Raw genomic sequence first — 17,228 nt, 5'->3', positions numbered from 1 at the left:
ATGCCAAACTCTATATTCTCTCAAGATTCTAATCTACGCACAAATATACTCTTTTGTGTGATTTTATGTGTAAATTTATGTCTTTTACTCTTTGCTATTGGGGGTATGAGTATCCACTATAAAGAAGCCGCTGGGGTGTTTTACTCTAATGATTTTGTATTTGTTATCGCGCGTTATTGTATTTCGCTTTTTGGGCAAAATGACTACGCTTTGCGCGCACCATTTATGCTAATACACGCGTGTAATATGTTTTTGTTGTATAGAATCTCTCGAATCTATCTTAAAAAACCCTCCGATGCGTTGGTAGTCGTGTTGATTTATGCGCTTTTGCCCGGCGTGATGTTTAGTGCGCTTTTTGTGATAAAGAGCGGAATCATTATTTTTGTAACACTTTTATGTTGCTATTATCAGCTTAAAACACAAAAAATGCCCTACATTGTAATGCTTCTTGCCCTTTTTCTCGATGGCAGTTTTGCAATTTTGTTTTTTGCTCTCTTTTTCTTTGCACTCAAAACCAAAAATGTGCTTGGAATGTTTGTCTCGCTTTTGTTTTTCGCGCTGAATCTCCACTTTCTAGGGCTAGATATTTCGGGCATTCCTCGCAATCATTTTATGTCAAATCTCGGTCAAATGGCACTCTTTTTCTCGCCACTTTTGCTCGTGTATTATTGCTACACGCTTTTTAACGCACTCAAAAAGCAGACAAATATTCTCGTAGATATTGGCGCAACTTCTATGTTTTTTGTTATGTTGCTTTCCATTAGGCAGGAGGTGGATTTAGAAAATCTATTTCCTATGAGTGTAGTAGCACTCCCTGTAGCGGTGAAGCAGTTTTTTTCTGATATGAGAATCCGCCTTAGCCCATTTCGGGCAAACTATGTATGGCGATTTGTCGTGATTTTGACTTTTCTTTGCGCACAAAGCTTTGTGCTTTATTACAATAAGATTCTATATTTATTTGGCACGGAAAATCACTTTGCGAGTTCGCGCTATATTAGCAAAGAACTTGCTCACGCTCTGCACGATATGGGGATTAGTGCCATTGGTGTGGGGAGCGATAAACTCGCGTTGCCTTTAAGATTCTATGGCATAGAACAAGCCCAAAAGCCTTATTTATTACCAATGCAGAATCTCAACGAGCATTATGAAAACGAGATTCCAATCATTTATCTAGGTAAAAAGATCGCCTCATTTGTGGTGTTACCCTCCAAGCAAAGTTCTCCTATGACGACTACCCAAGCGCGACTAAAGCAAAAGAGTAAAGATTCTAAAAAGCTTAAGGCAAAGAAACTCGCTGATGAAGTGGATTCTACACAGAGTCTAGACACTCCTGTCAATCTTTTGCCATAGGGTTATAGGGTTATGAAGATTTTTGAATATATGATTGCCCTAAGCCTTGTGGCTATACTTTTTGCATTGTCGCCAAAACCGCATAATCACTCGTTAGAAATCGCCCATATCACGTTCCTTTCACATCTTAGAATCTTGCAACTTACCGCTTTGAGCGATGATAGTGCATTTTTGCAGGGTGCAGATACGCGCGATATGCTTATCTCTTACCCCTCGTTGAATGCAAGCTCCCTCCTCACGCATCACCATAATGCGATGTGGCAGGTGCAATTTCATTTGGGCAAAATCTATACTACACATAGTTACAGCCTCTATATTGATACGCCGCGTAACGCCACGAGCACACATTTTGACGCGCGTCCTATGGCGGGGGATATTATCCTTAAAAATATGGATAGGAAGTGTTTGAGTGCGTATAATAATACCAACACCGCACAGGAATGCAAGGATAATGCTTTGCCCCTCGTGCGCTTGGGTGAATATTTTGGGGTGGAGCATATGCTTTTAGAATCTGATAGTTTTTGCAAGGAAAGGCAGGGTGCAAGGATATATTTTGATAGGTATGGAGTGCCTTATTGTGGGGATATACCCACACCTTTGCAATCGCCCTTTAAAATCACACTACTTAAAGGAGGTGTGGCAAAAACATTATGTATTTTGCCACAAAGTGGGTTCATCACAAGCAAATGCTAGTGTGTGTCTAGGTTTTTCATAAATTCTTGGCTATGTTTTTCCAATGCAGTGAGGTTGTCAATAATAGTCTGTGAATTTTGCGTGGTGATTGTCTGGCTTAAAAGTGCGGTGGCATCTTGCACACAATCACTCATATCTTTTTGCAATATCTTAAGCGAATTGATGTCAATTTTTAATGCGTTAAGATTCTCTTCTTGTGATAAAAGCTTACCTGTGGGCAGAGTATTATGAAAATCAAGCATTTCTTTGCCTAGATTAAAGCTAAGATATACGCTTGATTTATACACGATGTGTTCGAGTTTGCTTATACTTAGTAAAAGTCGTTTGGTAAGCTGTGAAAATGCTATGAATAGATTCTCTGTGCTTTGTCCCATTGTGCTAAACACACCACCAAAATGCTCGGTGCGCTCGTGATTTTGCGCCGCTATCCCTTCGATTTTTACTGAACTTTGCGTGATTTGCTCGATTTCTTGTTGCATTGTTTGGATAACAATAGATATATCATTTGTCGCCTTGTGTGTGCGTTCAGCTAGTTTTCTTACCTCATCAGCCACCACAGCAAAGCCTCGCCCGTGCTCTCCTGCTCTTGCTGCTTCAATAGCGGCATTAAGTGCTAAGAGATTTGTTTGCTCTGCAATATCTGTGATGATACCAAGCACCTCGCTAATATCACGCGATTTTGCAGCAAAATTATCGATAATAGTGCTATTTTCAGTGATAAGTTCGTTGAGTTCGTTAATGGAGCTTGTGATAGAGGACACATCTTCCTTAGAGTTTGTGGAGAGTGTTTTCATATTTTCAACATTCGCATCGACTTGCTTCATATATTCCATATCATTTTCTAAATCCACGCTAATAGTCGTCAAGTCCGCATTTTGATTGCCTAAACTCATATCCATAAGCGACTTTGCAAGGGCATTTTTGACATTATCTTTCGCGTTTTGCTCTATGCTAGTGAGAGCTTCATTAATGGCTTGAATGTTACTCGCAAAAGACCCATTAAGTCCCTGCGCGAGTGCCTTACGATAGAATCTCCCCTCCTGTGTGCAATTAATAGACGCGCTAATCTCACGCATAAAAGCTTCGAGATTATCAATGAGAATATTGATATTGTTTGCGAGTTCGTGCAGATCTTTATCGACATTGATATGAAGCATACGTTTTTCAAACTTGCCGTCTCGATAGCATTTTGATATATTAATTACCCTTCTTATGAATTTTGCTCTTTGTGCAAATTTATAATAACCAAGCAGGGCAAAAACAATAATACACACATAGCAGATACTGTGCCAACTGAAGCCATAAAATATTGCATCTAAAACAATTCCAATCAAACTAAAAGCTACCACAAGTGCAGTCATTAATTTCATCGTCTCAAGCCTTACAATGTTTTACGGGATTTTATCTTTTTTTGGCTTAACCTAAAGGCACAATTGCAAAACACAACCTTATTTTTTTGTATTTTGATGAGGGAATTACAAGATTCTAAAAATTTTTAAGATGAGGCGCAAGATGTAACACAAGTCTTTAGAAATATATAATCCAAAATACGAGAAACAAAGTGCAAATTTTAAGCTTGGAAGTGGTGGACGCGCAGAGGATCGAACTCTGGACCCACTGATTAAGAGTCAGTTGCTCTACCAGCTGAGCTACGCGTCCTTACATCCTACAAGCCTGTTACAAAATCACAAGACTTATAGGAAGCGGTATTATACTTTGTGAAATTTTAGTTTTTGCTTTAAGCGCACGAGATTCTATGAATCTCCGCCAAAATGCACAAGCGCAGAACCCCAAGTGAGTCCGCCGCCAAAAGCGTCAAGGAGCATCAAATCGCCATATTTGAGCCTTTTTTCCTCATATACGTCATTCATTGCCATAGGAATAGAAGCGGCTGAAGTGTTGCCATATTTATGCACACTAATAACGATTTGTTCCGGAGTGAAATTAAGATTCTCGCCCACGGCATTGATGATGCGCAAATTGGCTTGATGAGGGATAAAAAATGATACATCTTTGGGTGCGACTTTATTTTTTTCTAGAATCCCCTCGACATCAGCCACAAGCGTTTTTACCGCTATTTTAAAAGTCTCATTACCTTTCATTTGCACATAGGAGGGCACATATTGTGTTTCGTGTCCAAAAGAAGTGTGAGTGCGTGGCACACAGAGAAAATCTTGGTATCTGCCATTTGCTCCAAGATGCACATCTACGATTGAGGCACTTTTGTCTTCTGTGGTGCCTATCACACAAGCTCCCGCACCATCACCAAAAAGCACACAAGTGCTTCTATCTGTGAAATCAAGCACAGAGCTTAGTTTCTCTACGCCAATGATAAGAATCTGCCTGAAAGTACCAGATTCTATAAATGATTTTGCAATATTGAGGAGATAGATAAAGCCACTGCACGCCGCACTGATGTCAAAAGCGGGTTTGTTTTCAATGCCGAGCTTATAGGAAGTGATACACGCGGTGCTAGGCATAGCGAGATAGTCGGGGGTAAGTGTGGCGATAATTACCGCGTCAATATCTTGCGGAGTAACCTTTGCGCGCTCCATAGCAAGCTTACCAGCCTCATAGGCTAAATCGCTTGCGTGCTGAGTGTTTGTAGCAAAATGACGTGTCCTGATACCTGTGCGTTTGGTAATCCATTCATCACTTGTATCGATGATTTTTTCAAAATCCGCATTGCTTACACAAGTGGATGGAACATAGGAAGCGATTGATTTGAGTGAGGCATATAGCATTCTAGTCCTTGTTTTCTATTTTTGCGCGAAAGTCGCAGTGAGCTTCGTGCAAATATCGGATTCTATGGCGTGCAGGGCTTGATAAATGGCGCATTCAATTGCACGTGCATTTGAGCTGCCGTGGCTGATAATCACCACCTTTTGTACACCGAGCAGGGGTGCACCGCCATACTCGTTATGGTCCATTTTTTTCTTTAATCTTTTAAAGACACCACCCAAAAAGAGCGCACCAAACATTGAACAAATGCAGGATTTAATCTCTTTTTTGAGCACAGATGAAATAGCGGTAGCAACGCCTTCACTCGCCTTTAGGACGAGATTCCCGCTAAATCCATCGCACACAACCACATCAACACTGCCATTGAAAATGTCGCGCCCCTCGACATTGCCCTTAAAAAATGAAAAATCTTTGAGAAGCTTAAATGTTGCCTTGGTAAGATCATTGCCCTTATTATCTTCCTCGCCATTTGATAGAAGCCCAACACGTGGATTCTCAAAGCCTACCACATTTTTTGCATATTCATAGCCCATAATCGCAAAATCAACAAGATATTCGGGTTTGCAGTCTGTATTTGCCCCCGCGTCAAGAATGATACTCGGTTTATCGGTGATATTTGGCATAGTTGTGCAGATTGCTGGACGAGATACGCCTTTAATGCGCCCGATTTTAAGGGTGGCTAGACTCATTGTTGCGCCACTATGCCCGGGTGATACGAGCGCATTCACCTCGTCATCTTTTAGTATTTGGATTGCTTTAAAAATTGAAGATTCTGGGCGTTTAGCTGCACTTGAAGCAGATTCTTCCATACGAATATAATCTGTGCAATGTAAGATTTCAACACGGGAGGCAAGATTTTTGGGGATAAGCGGGGTGATTTGAGATTCATCGCCAACAATTACGGCAGTAAAGTCGCGAGTTTTTAATGCCTGTAAGACTCCCTCGACAATGGGAGCTACCCCATTGTCTGCGCCCATAACATCAATAGCTATCTTTAGCATAAATGCTCCTCAAGAATCTTAAGATTATTTGTAGCTGCCTGTAAATTTGCTAATGTGGTGAGGCATTTTCCAGCTGCCGTCTTTATCCTTAATAGGTTTTGCAAGAGCTATTTTGTAGTGTGTGCGCCTTTTCGCCGCCCTTGTTTTGCTCACGCGTCTCTTAGGAACTGCCATATTTTCTCCTTTTAGTTGTCTTTGGTGTGATAATCACTTCGTAAAGATGTCATTTCACTCTCTAAAATATAATGTAAATCTACAAAGCCATCAAAAAATTCAATAACTTCAAAGCTATCAAAGCTTTTGCTTTGGCTTTGTGAATCCCAGATGCCATCTGAAATATACAAAACCAAAGGATAATCAATCTCTTTCACATATGTTTCACCACTACTATCGCATATAAGCTCAATTTCCCCAAAGACTTTGGCGTCTAAATATAAGATTTTCGAATCTACGCGCTTTATATGCCCTTTAAGCGTGATATGCTCTGCAACCAGCTCACCCTCGCTATTAAGGGTAAGTTCAATGTCTTTAGGTGTATGAGAAAATTTTCTCATTGCGATTTTCAATTAGCAAATCTCCCGCGCACTAAAGAAAAAGGCAATTTCATTTTTTGCATTCTCAAGGCTATCGCTGCCGTGAACTGCATTTGCGTCAATACTTTCTGCAAAATCAGCGCGAATAGTGCCTTTTGCGGCTTCTTTTGGGTTTGTTGCACCCATAAGCTCACGATTTTTGCTCACGGCATTGTCGCCTTCAAGCACCATTACCACCACAGGTCCGCTTATCATAAAATCCACCAAATCCTTAAAGAAAGGTCTGTCTTTATGAATGGCATAAAAACTTTGCGCATCAGCGCGTGAAAGTTGCAATTTTTTTGCTGTGGCAATGCGGAGGTTGTTGCTTTCAAAGCGATCAATAATCTTACCAATCACCCCTTTTTTGACGGCATCAGGCTTAATAATTGAAAGGGTTTGTTCCATAACGTTTCCTTTTGATAGATTTCAATGCTTAAAAACTGCGGATTATATCCAAAGAAAACTTAATATAAAATCCACAGACAAATTTTCTCTATGAAATGTGGTGAGGTGGGTTTATGAGCTTTGTTTGAGTTTTCTCCTAAGTTTCACAAAACTTTCAACACCAAAAATGACAAAGATGCTTATCATCACTGAAGCTATAAGCATAAAAATCCATATCTTTTTGCTATTTAGGCTTTGATGAGACTTTATTACTTCTGTGGAGCGGATAGCGTAACCTTTCTCGGAAGCTATTCTGTTCTTATCAAGATAGATATAATGTTTGTTTATGGGGCGGTTTTTGTGTGTGTCAAATGGAAGGCTATTATCAAGAGTTTCAAAAAAGCCATTTTGTATAATAAGCTGGGCATAGTGCTTCATATCATTTTCAAGGGTGGGTAGAAGTGTTTTGATATTTAGCAATGTGAGTTGAGTGATAGGGTGCTCATTGAGTGTGTTTAGAATTTCTGCTAATGGGTTAGTATCGGCATAAGAAATCATATAAACATCAAACAAACCCCCTTGAGCATAGAGACGAAAATCTGTAATTATATCTTCATTAAAGAAGTGTTGCAGGGTATTTTGAATAATGTCTTTTGATAAAGAAAGCTCCCTATATTTTTGCACTTTGAAAAAAGACATTTGTGGTTCTATGGATTGTATCGGGCTGTCAAAAGGTGTGGTATTTTGAGGAGAGTTTTTTTGCATATGCACCAAAACACTTCCCAAAATCATACATACAACTAGGGTTATGCCAAAAAGCCATTTGCGTTTTTTAAAAACCAAAATAAGTCTTATTTGGTCGTAATTAGACAGGATTCTCATCAAAAACCTCCTTGTAAAAAATAATAAAATGGGTAGAAATGTGCTATATCAAAAGAATGAAATAGCTCAAGTGCTTGTGTTTGTGGGTTATCACTCGAAGTAAGATAATTGAAACAAAGCTTTAAAAAATAAGGAAAGAAAAATAAAAGAGCAAGTTTATAAAAGCGTCTCAAAATAACAAATACAATAAAATAAAAGCACATTATACACACAAGACTTACAATGCGGTGTGGAACAATATTGGTCATATAAATGCCAAAGCTTACTAAAATAAGAGTCTTGTATTTATAGGTAAGTTTATCGTGGGGGGTAATGATAAAAAGACAGAAAATTACACAGCACATTAGTATGACTTTGATAATGGGTATGTATTTAAGTGTAAGCGGATCGTAGCCGTGCGCACTCACATAGTAAGTAAAATAAGAGGCAAGTTTGGAGGGGAGAAATATATCCAAAAATGGTGCAAGCTCACGCAAAAGGGAGTTGGTAAATATAGAATCTCCAACAAAAACTACAAAAAATGTGAGGGCGATACAAAGGCTTAGCTTAGGAAAATAATATAAGGTGTAAAAAAGGACAATAATAAGGATTGAGCTTAAATGAAAGCCAATAGCACACGCAAAAAATAATATTTTGAATCTTTTTGTATGTGCGAAAAATCCAAAGAGCAAAAAGATAGAAGCAAAACATTGGCGTGTGAGTCCTAGAGATTCTAAAAATATACCTATAAAGCACGCAAAGGCAATAAGAGCGGCTTTTTGATGAGGTTTAACCCATTTTGTGCCATAATATTCACACCATATATAAAAGAGTGAAGTTGCGCCTAAGGCAGTGAAAAAGAGGAGATATTGTGGTATGAGTTTTGGTAAAAAAAGTGATAAAAGCTTATAAAAAAGCGGCAATCCTATCTCAAAACCCCCACCCCATACAAACATAGCTCCGCTAATGTTATCGTATATATCAAGGTAGTTTTGATAGTATCGTGAGAAATCATCATCAAAATCTGTGGCGATATTAAAATAGAGGCGACTTGAATAAATCACAGCGATATTAAATACAAGTGTGAGAGAGAGCAAGATTCTATAATGGGTATTTATAGTGGCGGAAAGTCCCACCATTATAAATACACAAACTATATAGGCATAAAATGGGCTAAATGGCGTGATAATAAGCGGAAAAAGATAAAGCCACGAGAGATAAGATTGTGTATAAACATTACAATGAGGTGAGTGATGAAAATTTTGAGCGGAGCTTATGTAAGAAGATTTAGATTCTACCCCCCCCCCTATGTGCTAAAAGCTGTCTTAAAAAAATCATTATTATCCTTTGAAACAAAAGAGTGGATTATAAATAAAGAAAACTTTAATTTTTCTTATTCACCCTCTTTGATGCGCCAAAAGACAGGAAAACGTGGAATACCCCTTGGAGTAAGGCTTTGATATTTAAAAGTGATAATTGTGCCAATCTTTGGCGGGTTGCGCCGTGTCTCATCACTCAATCCACTACCGATTTTAAAAGATGTGCCATTATAGCGACACACAAGTGCGCCGAGCATTCCGCTATATTTACCCTTGCCCTCTGTATGTGCTACCACTTCACATTCAGCATCTTTGCTCTTTTTGAGTTTGAAGGCGTTTTTGCTTCGCTTTGATTCATAGGGTGCAAGTGCGGAACGTATCACAAGCCCTTCGCCTCCATTTTGTGTGATAGATTCTAAGCGGGTATATACAGAATCTAGGATTTCAAGTGGAGTTTGCGGGATTATCTCTATAAAGTTATGAGGGTGAGATTCTAAATATTGCTTCAAAATATTTAATCGCTCCATAAGCCCACCACTCGCGAAAGGCACATCAAAGACATAATATTTAAGCTCGGTAATTTCATCTTGTCTTGCAGGATTTTTGAGGATTGAGATGATTTCATTAAAATGCAGATGTGGGCTATAAAGTTCGCCATCAAGAGCAAATGGAGGAAAATTTGCGCTAAATGCTTGTGGGAGAGGCATTGTTTTGCCGCTGCGGAAGTGCATTCGTTCCCCGTCCCATAGCCCACGCACGCCATCAAGTTTCTCACTTACTAACCACTGCGCAGGTTGGCTTAAGTCTAGCTTGTCAGCATAGGGGGCAAAATCGCTCAAAAGGAGCGGTTCGTAGGCTTTGGCAAAGAGATGTGAATTGAGCGTGCAGGGCAGCAGGACACATAAAAACACGTGTGGAATCGCTACTAAGATATTTTTTAGCTTTTGGATTAGAGTTTGCATAGGACTTGTGAGGTAAAAGCACGATTTCAAGGCAAAATAGGGACGCATAAAATAAAAATAGAATCTAAAAGCAAGGTGGCTTAATCCAAAAACGGAAAAAAGGCGTAATTTACGCGCGTTGATAGTCATCGTTTAAGCGCACAATATCGTCTTCGCCCAAATATTCGCCCATTTGCACTTCAATAAGCACGAGCGGCAGTGTGCCGGGATTTTCAAGCCTATGCACCTCGCCCATAGGGATATAGGTGGATTCATTGGCTTTCAAAAAAAACTCTTTTTCACCTATGGTTACAAGCCCCGAACCACTCACGACAATCCAATGCTCATTGCGATGATAATGTTTTTGTAGGCTAAGTCGCCCCTTTGGCTTGACGATAATTTGCTTGATTTTATAATTTTGAGATTCTAAAAGCACACCATAGCTTCCCCACGGGCGATGCACCAGTCTATGCACCTTTGTAAGCTCGGGATGAGAATCTTTAAGGGTAGCGACAATATCTTTCACCTCCTGCGCGCGCCCCTTTTTGGCAATCAGCAAACAATCACTTTCATCAATAATCATCAAGTCTTCTATTCCCACACCTGCTACGAGTTTGTTTGATAGGATAAAGTTATTCGCGCAGTCTTTGCTCACAAAGGCATTTTTACTCGCATTATGTGCATTATCAGTTGGGTATTCATTTGCTAAAGATTCAAAGCTCCCCACATCATTCCAGCTAAAATCCCCCTGCACACACATTACTTTCTGACTTTTCTCCATAAGGGCATAGTCTATACTGATATTTGGTAATTTCTCACTTAAATTAGAATCTAAGCGCAAGAAATGCTCTTCTTTAGCCTCTCTTGCGGATTCAAAAACCGCCTTGCAGGATTGATATACATCATTTGCGTGGGTGCAAAGCTCTTGCAAAAAAACCTCCGCACTAAAGCAAAACATACCGCTGTTCCACAGGTAATATTTCTGCTTGATATACTCCTGTGCCTTTTGGAGTGTAGGTTTTTCTATAAACTGCTCGACATTGTTTTTGTTGGCTTTGATGTAGCCATAGCCTGTGTGAGCCGATGTGGGTGTGATGCCAAAGGTAACCAAAAAGCCCTTTTTGGCTAGAATGATAGCCTCATCAATCGCCTTTTGATAAAGAAGTGTATCTTTGATAAGATGATCGCTTGGCAGGGCAAGGATAATATCATCTGTATTTTGGGTATTCTTAGAATCCTTGCACACGCTCAAAGCCGCCATAGCAAGAGCTGGGGCGGTATTTTTGCCAATGGATTCTAAAATGAACTCATCAATATCAAATCCGCATTCCTTGGCTTGATCTTTGGCAATGAAGTAGTGATTTTCATTAGTGATAACTTGAATCTTAGCATTGAGAGAGCTTTGCAAAAAGGCATTTCGAAGAAGCGTTTCTTGGAAAAGTGAGTGTGAGGGTGCGCCATCTTGACTGGGAAGAAGCGATACAAACTGCTTGGGTAAAAGCTCACGAGATAGCGGGAAAAGCCTCGTGCCAGAGCCTCCGCAAAGTATGCTAATTGTCATTGCTACTCCTTTATATCTTGTATGGGGATTTGCAGGGCTTTGGGGACTTCCCTTAAATCCTGTGTGTCTATGATGATATTCGCTTCTTTTTTAAGCACCTCTTTCGCGCAAAAGGCAATACGCACATCGGCGTGAGCAAACATACTCCTATCATTCGCCCCATCGCCTACGACAATGGTGTTTTCGCGCGTGATATGCAGGAGATTCTGTAAGCGCAAAAGCATTTCACCTTTAGAATCTGCAAACATCATCTCGCCTCCCACTTCGCCTGTGAGAATATTATTTTTGTGATGCAAAATATTTGCAAAAGTCGCATCAAGCCCTAAGATTTTGGCAAAATAATCCGTGGCGATATGGAATCCTCCGCTAAAGCATACAACTTTGTGCCCTTGTGCCTTGAGAGAGGCGACACAGGATTTTGCTCCCGGATTGAGTGGTAAAGAATGCGCAATATCTAAAGCCTTTTGGTAGCTTAAGCCTTTGAGCGCACTCACACGTTTTTTGAGGCTTTCATAAAAGTCAAGCTCTCCATTCATCGCCCTATGCGTGATTTGTGCTACTTCATCACTCACATTGTGCGCGTGAGCGAGTATATCAATCGTCTCGCCATTCATCAATGTAGAATCAAAATCAAACACAACAAGATTCATAATCTAGTCCTTAATCTTTGCAAAAAATGCTAAGATTATAGCATTTGGGATTAAAAATGGGATTAAACGGAGCAATGATGTTTGGGATTGAGTTTTTACCACAGGATTTTAAGGGTGATTCGTCAGTGTTAAGGGCGATGTGTGAGGGCGCAAGGAAGTATTTGGGGCAAAGGGTGGAATATGTAATCCTCCCTTTGAATCCACGCAAAAAGCCGAGTGTGAATGCGCTTGTAGGCGCACAAATGCTTTCAGGCTTGGAGGAATTTAGGGATATATGTTTTGTGCCCACATTAAGTGGCAGTGGCTATGCGGGTGCGGCTGGGAGGGAACAAATCATCTCGCAACTTTTAGCGTTTGCGTATGCAAACTTTAAGACTCTAGCACTTATTGGTGGGGAAGGAGAGGGCTTTAGCGGTGTGGAGATGATAGCTTTAGCGCGGGAGGTGCTAGGCGAAAAGCCCCATATCATCGGCGGAAGCGGGAGTTTGGTAGATTTTAAATCCAAAGAGAGATTGGTACAAAAATTACAAGTGGGGGCGAATCAAATCATTACACAACCCTTTTTTAGTGCGGCAGAGGCAAGAATATTTTTACAAGAGTTTGAATCCATAAAGCGTGCAGGGGGCTACAAGGCGCAAGTATCACTAGGTGTGTTTGGGCTTTTTAGTTTGCAAAGTGCAAGAGCGATAAATGAAGCACATTTGGGCTTTGAAGTGCCACAAGAATATATAGAATCTATGGGGGGTATGGAATGTTTAGAATCTGTGTTGTCGGGTGCAGATTCTCAATATGCAGCTTCTATGGAGAGTATGGGTGTAGCGGGTAAAAATTATCCTGCAAAAAAAACCGCTCTTAACACTCAAATGAGTAAGTCAAGCACAAATGCGGAAAATGTGCGGAATTGCTATGAGCGATTATGGCAAGCAATGCGTGAGGTGGCGCGAGAGTTTGGGGCTTCGCTCTATCTCTCTACACCAAAGCATAATGACCTCCGCGCGTATGGAGTGTATATATAGGGCTTTTGCTGTATAAAAAGCTTTTTATACAATATGGATTCTAAGATTCATAGGAGATAGAATCTGTAAGATTTTGATTTATGTATGGCTTACAATACTTCACACATTAGTGTTGTTTCAAGGGAGATATTGTCATCAATTGGTTTATAAACGCGGAATGTATAGTTTAGATTCCACGATTCAAGCAGCGGTTTGATATCAAAGAAATCACTCGCTTGATGATAAATGCTTAGAATCATTGCTGGTTTTTGTTGGCAAATGGTCTCTTTAGCACCTTTTAAAAACTCCATCTCAAAGCCCTCAATATCAACTTTGATAAGTCCTATTTTGAGCTGATGCTCATTGACATAGCTATCAAGTGTGATGATTTCTACCTCTTCTTTATCATTACCCACATCATTTATAAGGCTTGAAGCACTCCCGTATATATTAATAGTCATCGTGGTATGCTCACTTCCCAAAGCCTTTTTTATGGGGACAATACGCTGTGCGTGATTAAGTCTAATGCTTTCAAGCATAAGATTGTAGCTGCGATTTGTGGCTTCAAAGCTATAAATATTTTTATCTGTAAAATGTTGAAAAATGAGCGCACTATCGCCAACAAATCCACCTACATCGATAATATCAAGATTCTTTATTTTCTGCAATGTTTGTGGTGAGAATGTATCTAGCCCGTGCTTGTAACAAAAGACGGAAGTTTCAAAATGCTTTATAGGAAGAAAATAATCCTGATAAACAAAAGATATTTGAGGTAACTTTGCATATATTTGCACGATAATCATTGTGAATATATTCTAGCTTCTCCCTCTCATCTTGAGTGAGACAAAAGACTTTGTTTGTGGGCGAGAGATCCGCTTCTTTGGTGCGAGAGATAATCCTATGCACGATTTGCTTACTTTTTGAATCCATATTTTTGCAAAGATTCTGCGTTTTTTCAAAAAGTTCAGAATCCGACATTTTGCAAAGACCCAAGGACAAGAGGTAATTTTGGCGGAGATAAGGAGTTTTGTTATTTAATTTTTTATATTTAAAGGTTTTGAATACCGGGAAGCCACAAAAACGATAGATGACATCTATTATTTCTGCACTTACACTATACCCCCCCCCTGTTTGCGTAATAAGCACTTTCTTTTGTAAGAGAGGAAATCCCGCAATAAGCAATGTTGCAACATTATCCTTTTTGATAATGCGGAATCCTAATCGCTTTGATGCAACACCACCTTTATAATCATAGAATCTAAAGAATTGTATAAAACCCCTCATAGTAGAAAGTTAAAAATCTCTTTTTAAGAGATTTTCTACATTGAGGATTGTGATGAGGCGGTCTTCGCGCTTACCAATACCTTGCAATAAATTTTGATTTTCATTAAATGTCTCTGGGATTGGTTCAATGTCATTTTCTGGGATTCGTATCGCACTCGTGAGTCTGTCAATCATAAAGCCAATCATCTCATCTCTTTGTGTTACAACCAAGAATCGAGTATCCGCATCTTGCTTAATTGCAGACAAGCCAAACTTTAATCGCATACTAATGAGGGGTAGGACTGTTCCGCGTAGGTTAAATACACCTAGCACATAGTTAGGCACTGCCGGCACACGCGTGTATTCTATAGGTTTGATGATTTCTTTCACATTAAGAATTGGCACCGCAAATTCTTCGTTGCCAATCATAAAGCCTATGATATGGAGCGTTTTCTCCACAGATGTAGCGTCCTCACCCTTGTTTTGTTGTTTTTCAAGGACTTCTTTTAGTTTGTTATCGCTCATCTTATTCTCCCTCTATGGTTAGGTTAATGTTGCGTTTTACAACATTGACGAGATACTCGGGTGTATATGGCTTGGTAATGTATTCTGTCATACCAGATTCTACCCCGCGCATTCTATCTGTCTTGCTATTTCTACTTGTAACAGCGATAAGCGGAAGATTCTTAAATTTGTTGTATTTACGCACCTCGGAAGCAAATGTATAGCCGTCCATTTTAGGCATCTCAATATCCACAAGCACAGCATCAAGATGCTTATCACCATTTTTGACAATATCAAGTCCATCTAAGCCATTTGAAGCCTCAAGCACGGTAACGCCGAGTGTTTTAAGGCATTTTTTCATAATTGCCCTATCGGTATTGCTATCATCGATTGCGAGCACCACATAATCACTTGGAGAATGTTTCGCGTGTGCCGCGGTATTTTCTTCCGCTGCTTTAGTGATATTGACCTTCACTTCTTTTGCCATTTCCATCATCGCCGCCACATCGACGATCATCGTAATCTTACCATCACCCCGCACGGTTGCACCAGCAATACCCTCTGTGCCTTTGAGATAATAGCCTAGTGATTTGATAACTACTTCCTCTTGTCCCACGAGATAATCCACAACTACACCCATCTTTTGCTCCGCCAAGCCGATGACAACTACATATACTTCACTCGTATTTTCCAATACAGAATCTACTTTGAAAATATCAGCCAAGCGCACAATAGGTAGCACTTCATCACGTAAGCGTAATACGCTTTTACCATCAACTGTGTAGATTTCATCTTGGCTCACGCGCACGGTTTCGATAACAGAGGCAAGAGGTATGGCGTAGTATTCTTCTTGCACTGCTACGAGCAATGCTTGAATAATGGCAAGTGTAAGTGGGATTTTGAGTTTTTGGGTTGTGCCTACACCTTTTTCGGATTCTATATCAATGATACCATTGAGTTTTTCAATATTGGTTTTCACCACGTCCATACCCACGCCGCGCCCTGACACATTTGTAATTGCTGCGGCAGTTGAGAACCCGGGCTTAAAGATAAGGGCAAAGGCTTCCTTATCACTCATACTATCAGCTTCTCTTTCACTAATAAGCCCCTTTTCCATAGCTTTGTGTTTAAGCATATCTGCATCTAAGCCCTTGCCGTCATCGGCAATTTCAATCACAATATGATTGCCTTCATTGTATGCCTTAAGTTTCACGGTACCCGTTTCTGGCTTACCTGCTGCCGCACGAATTTCAGGGCTTTCTACGCCGTGGTCGCAAGAGTTACGAATAATATGCACAAGTGGGTCGCCAATCTCTTCCACGATAGACTTGTCAAGCTCTGTTTCCTCACCGCTAATGATAAGGTCGATATTTTTGTTGAGCTCACGGGAGAGATCACGCACCATGCGAGGGAATTTGTTAAATACTTTTCCCACAGGTTGCATACGTGTTTTCATCACAGCAAGCTGCACATCGGTCGTTACAGATGAAATAGAAGCCACGACTTGATTGAGTTCTTCTAGGAATTTCTCTCCGTCATATCGCTCTTCCACATCACCATAAATCTTGATGAGGCGGTTTTTGCCGAGCACGAGTTCACCGATAAGATTCATAAGGTGGTCTAGTCTTTTTACATCAACACGTACAGTTTGCTCTACATTCGCTGCCGGTGCTTTTTCATCTCCTGCCTTTTTTGCTGCTGGTTTTGGAGTGGGTTTAGGAGCAGGAGCAGCATCTGGGGCTTTTGGTGTTTGCACTGCTGCTGCACCACCATTCGCTTTTTGAGCCGCACGCGCTTGTTTATCGGCTTCTTGTCGTTTTTTGAGTAGTCTTTCAATTTCTGCCTCGACTTCCTCACCGCTCATATGGGCATAGTCTAAATCCGGTTCATCGGCAAGTGGATTGTTTGCATTTGTATTGTTACTTGGTGCGGCTACCGCTTGATCTTCTGGCGCAGGAGCAGCTGCTGTAGCCTCCGCTTCGCTCGCTGCACCGCCATTAGAGATAGCTTGAAGTCGTACCACAGTATCATCAATGTCAATACCACTATTGGCATCTGTGCCATTATCACGTATGGCATTCAGCAAGGACTTCATCAAGTCAATGGAGTGTAGCACGACATCCATCACATCAGGTGTAATTTTTAACTCATCGCGCCTAGCTTTGTTGAGCACATCTTCCATATTGTGTGTGAGGCGAGTGAGAATATCAAAATTCAAAAATGAACTCGAACCTTTGATTGTATGAGCTACTCTAAAGATTCTATTAAGCAGATCAAGGTCTTCAGGGTTGCTCTCAAGTTCCACTAAATCTTGGTCTAGTCGTTCTATCATTTCAAAGGCTTCTACGAGGAAGTCTTCCATTATCTCTTGTATATCATCCATTGCGAA

The 17,228-nt window shown here is 40.4% G+C and carries 18 protein-coding genes and 1 tRNA gene; 3 read left to right on the top strand and 16 right to left on the bottom strand.

The window, feature by feature from the left end:
• A complete protein-coding gene (locus tag BN2458_RS08265) occupies positions 1-1,350 on the top strand; it encodes a glycosyltransferase family 39 protein (protein WP_231944775.1) in 1,350 nt (449 codons plus the stop codon).
• Between the two features lie 12 nt (positions 1,351-1,362).
• A complete protein-coding gene (locus BN2458_RS08260) occupies positions 1,363-2,043 on the top strand; it encodes a hypothetical protein (RefSeq protein WP_034327829.1) in 681 nt (226 codons plus the stop codon).
• Here the strand turns inward: BN2458_RS08260 and BN2458_RS10605 are convergent.
• From BN2458_RS10605 to serB, 12 genes are all read right to left on the bottom strand, one after another.
• Positions 2,040-3,413: a methyl-accepting chemotaxis protein gene (locus BN2458_RS10605; protein ID WP_034343787.1), complete on the bottom strand. Its 1,374-nt coding sequence runs from the start codon at positions 3,411-3,413 to the stop codon at positions 2,040-2,042. The two genes, BN2458_RS08260 and BN2458_RS10605, sit on opposite strands and share 4 nt — an antisense overlap.
• 213 nt (positions 3,414-3,626) lie before the next feature.
• Positions 3,627-3,702 (bottom strand) — tRNA-Lys (locus tag BN2458_RS08250).
• A gap of 95 nt (positions 3,703-3,797) precedes the next feature.
• Entirely contained in the window at positions 3,798-4,787 is a 990-nt protein-coding gene (locus BN2458_RS08245; protein ID WP_034327833.1) for a beta-ketoacyl-ACP synthase III, read from the bottom strand.
• Positions 4,788-4,802: 15 nt separating this feature from the next.
• Entirely contained in the window at positions 4,803-5,786 is a 984-nt protein-coding gene (gene plsX, locus BN2458_RS08240; RefSeq protein ID WP_034343788.1) for a phosphate acyltransferase PlsX, read from the bottom strand.
• A 24-nt stretch (positions 5,787-5,810) separates the two neighbouring features.
• Positions 5,811-5,960 carry a 50S ribosomal protein L32 gene (rpmF, locus tag BN2458_RS08235; RefSeq protein ID WP_034327838.1) on the bottom strand — a complete coding sequence of 50 codons (150 nt, stop codon included), beginning with the start codon at positions 5,958-5,960 and terminating at the stop codon, positions 5,811-5,813.
• A gap of 11 nt (positions 5,961-5,971) precedes the next feature.
• Positions 5,972-6,352 (bottom strand): hypothetical protein, encoded by a 381-nt coding sequence (locus tag BN2458_RS08230; RefSeq protein ID WP_034327840.1) that lies wholly within the window; start codon positions 6,350-6,352, stop codon positions 5,972-5,974.
• Positions 6,353-6,766: a nucleoside-diphosphate kinase gene (ndk, locus tag BN2458_RS08225; protein ID WP_034327843.1), complete on the bottom strand. Its 414-nt coding sequence runs from the start codon at positions 6,764-6,766 to the stop codon at positions 6,353-6,355.
• 111 nt (positions 6,767-6,877) lie between these two features.
• Positions 6,878-7,630, bottom strand: a complete 753-nt coding sequence (locus BN2458_RS08220; RefSeq protein WP_156407290.1) for a hypothetical protein — start codon at positions 7,628-7,630, stop codon at positions 6,878-6,880.
• A complete protein-coding gene (locus tag BN2458_RS08215; RefSeq protein ID WP_034327846.1) occupies positions 7,627-8,745 on the bottom strand; it encodes an EpsG family protein in 1,119 nt (372 codons plus the stop codon). The genes BN2458_RS08220 and BN2458_RS08215 overlap by 4 nt, the downstream gene beginning before the upstream one ends.
• A 254-nt stretch (positions 8,746-8,999) precedes the next feature.
• On the bottom strand, positions 9,000-9,887 hold the full coding sequence (locus BN2458_RS08210; RefSeq protein ID WP_081951511.1) for a DNA ligase: 888 nt from the start codon (positions 9,885-9,887) through the stop codon (positions 9,000-9,002).
• Positions 9,888-9,996: 109 nt separating this feature from the next.
• On the bottom strand, positions 9,997-11,427 hold the full coding sequence (locus BN2458_RS08205) for a mannose-1-phosphate guanylyltransferase/mannose-6-phosphate isomerase (protein WP_034328332.1): 1,431 nt from the start codon (positions 11,425-11,427) through the stop codon (positions 9,997-9,999).
• 2 nt (positions 11,428-11,429) lie between these two features.
• A complete protein-coding gene (serB, locus tag BN2458_RS08200) occupies positions 11,430-12,077 on the bottom strand; it encodes a phosphoserine phosphatase SerB (RefSeq protein ID WP_034328330.1) in 648 nt (215 codons plus the stop codon).
• A 56-nt stretch (positions 12,078-12,133) separates the two neighbouring features.
• Here serB and BN2458_RS08195 point away from each other — a divergent pair, with 56 nt between their 5' ends.
• Positions 12,134-13,093 carry a methylenetetrahydrofolate reductase gene (locus BN2458_RS08195; protein WP_138109674.1) on the top strand — a complete coding sequence of 320 codons (960 nt, stop codon included), beginning with the start codon at positions 12,134-12,136 and terminating at the stop codon, positions 13,091-13,093.
• 89 nt (positions 13,094-13,182) lie between these two features.
• On the opposite strand, the gene BN2458_RS08190 is transcribed toward BN2458_RS08195, so the two are convergent.
• The 4 genes from BN2458_RS08190 to BN2458_RS08180 are packed head-to-tail and all read right to left on the bottom strand — an operon-like array spanning position 13,183 to position 17,222.
• Positions 13,183-13,875 (bottom strand): FkbM family methyltransferase, encoded by a 693-nt coding sequence (locus BN2458_RS08190; RefSeq protein ID WP_231944774.1) that lies wholly within the window; start codon positions 13,873-13,875, stop codon positions 13,183-13,185.
• On the bottom strand, positions 13,793-14,356 hold the full coding sequence (locus BN2458_RS10470; protein ID WP_231944773.1) for a hypothetical protein: 564 nt from the start codon (positions 14,354-14,356) through the stop codon (positions 13,793-13,795). The genes BN2458_RS08190 and BN2458_RS10470 overlap by 83 nt, the downstream gene beginning before the upstream one ends.
• A 9-nt stretch (positions 14,357-14,365) precedes the next feature.
• Positions 14,366-14,860, bottom strand: a complete 495-nt coding sequence (locus BN2458_RS08185) for a chemotaxis protein CheW (protein WP_034328327.1) — start codon at positions 14,858-14,860, stop codon at positions 14,366-14,368.
• Between the two features lies 1 nt (position 14,861).
• The gene (locus tag BN2458_RS08180) at positions 14,862-17,222 is read right to left on the bottom strand and encodes a hybrid sensor histidine kinase/response regulator (RefSeq protein WP_034343789.1); all 2,361 of its coding nucleotides are present in this window, start codon (positions 17,220-17,222) and stop codon (positions 14,862-14,864) included.
• Positions 17,223-17,228 lie beyond the last annotated feature (6 nt).

Source organism: Helicobacter typhlonius (assembly GCF_001460635.1).
Classification (GTDB): domain Bacteria; phylum Campylobacterota; class Campylobacteria; order Campylobacterales; family Helicobacteraceae; genus Helicobacter_C; species Helicobacter_C typhlonius.
The sequence above is the reverse complement of the archived record's forward strand: the minus strand, read 5'-3'. Positions and strand labels throughout refer to the sequence as shown.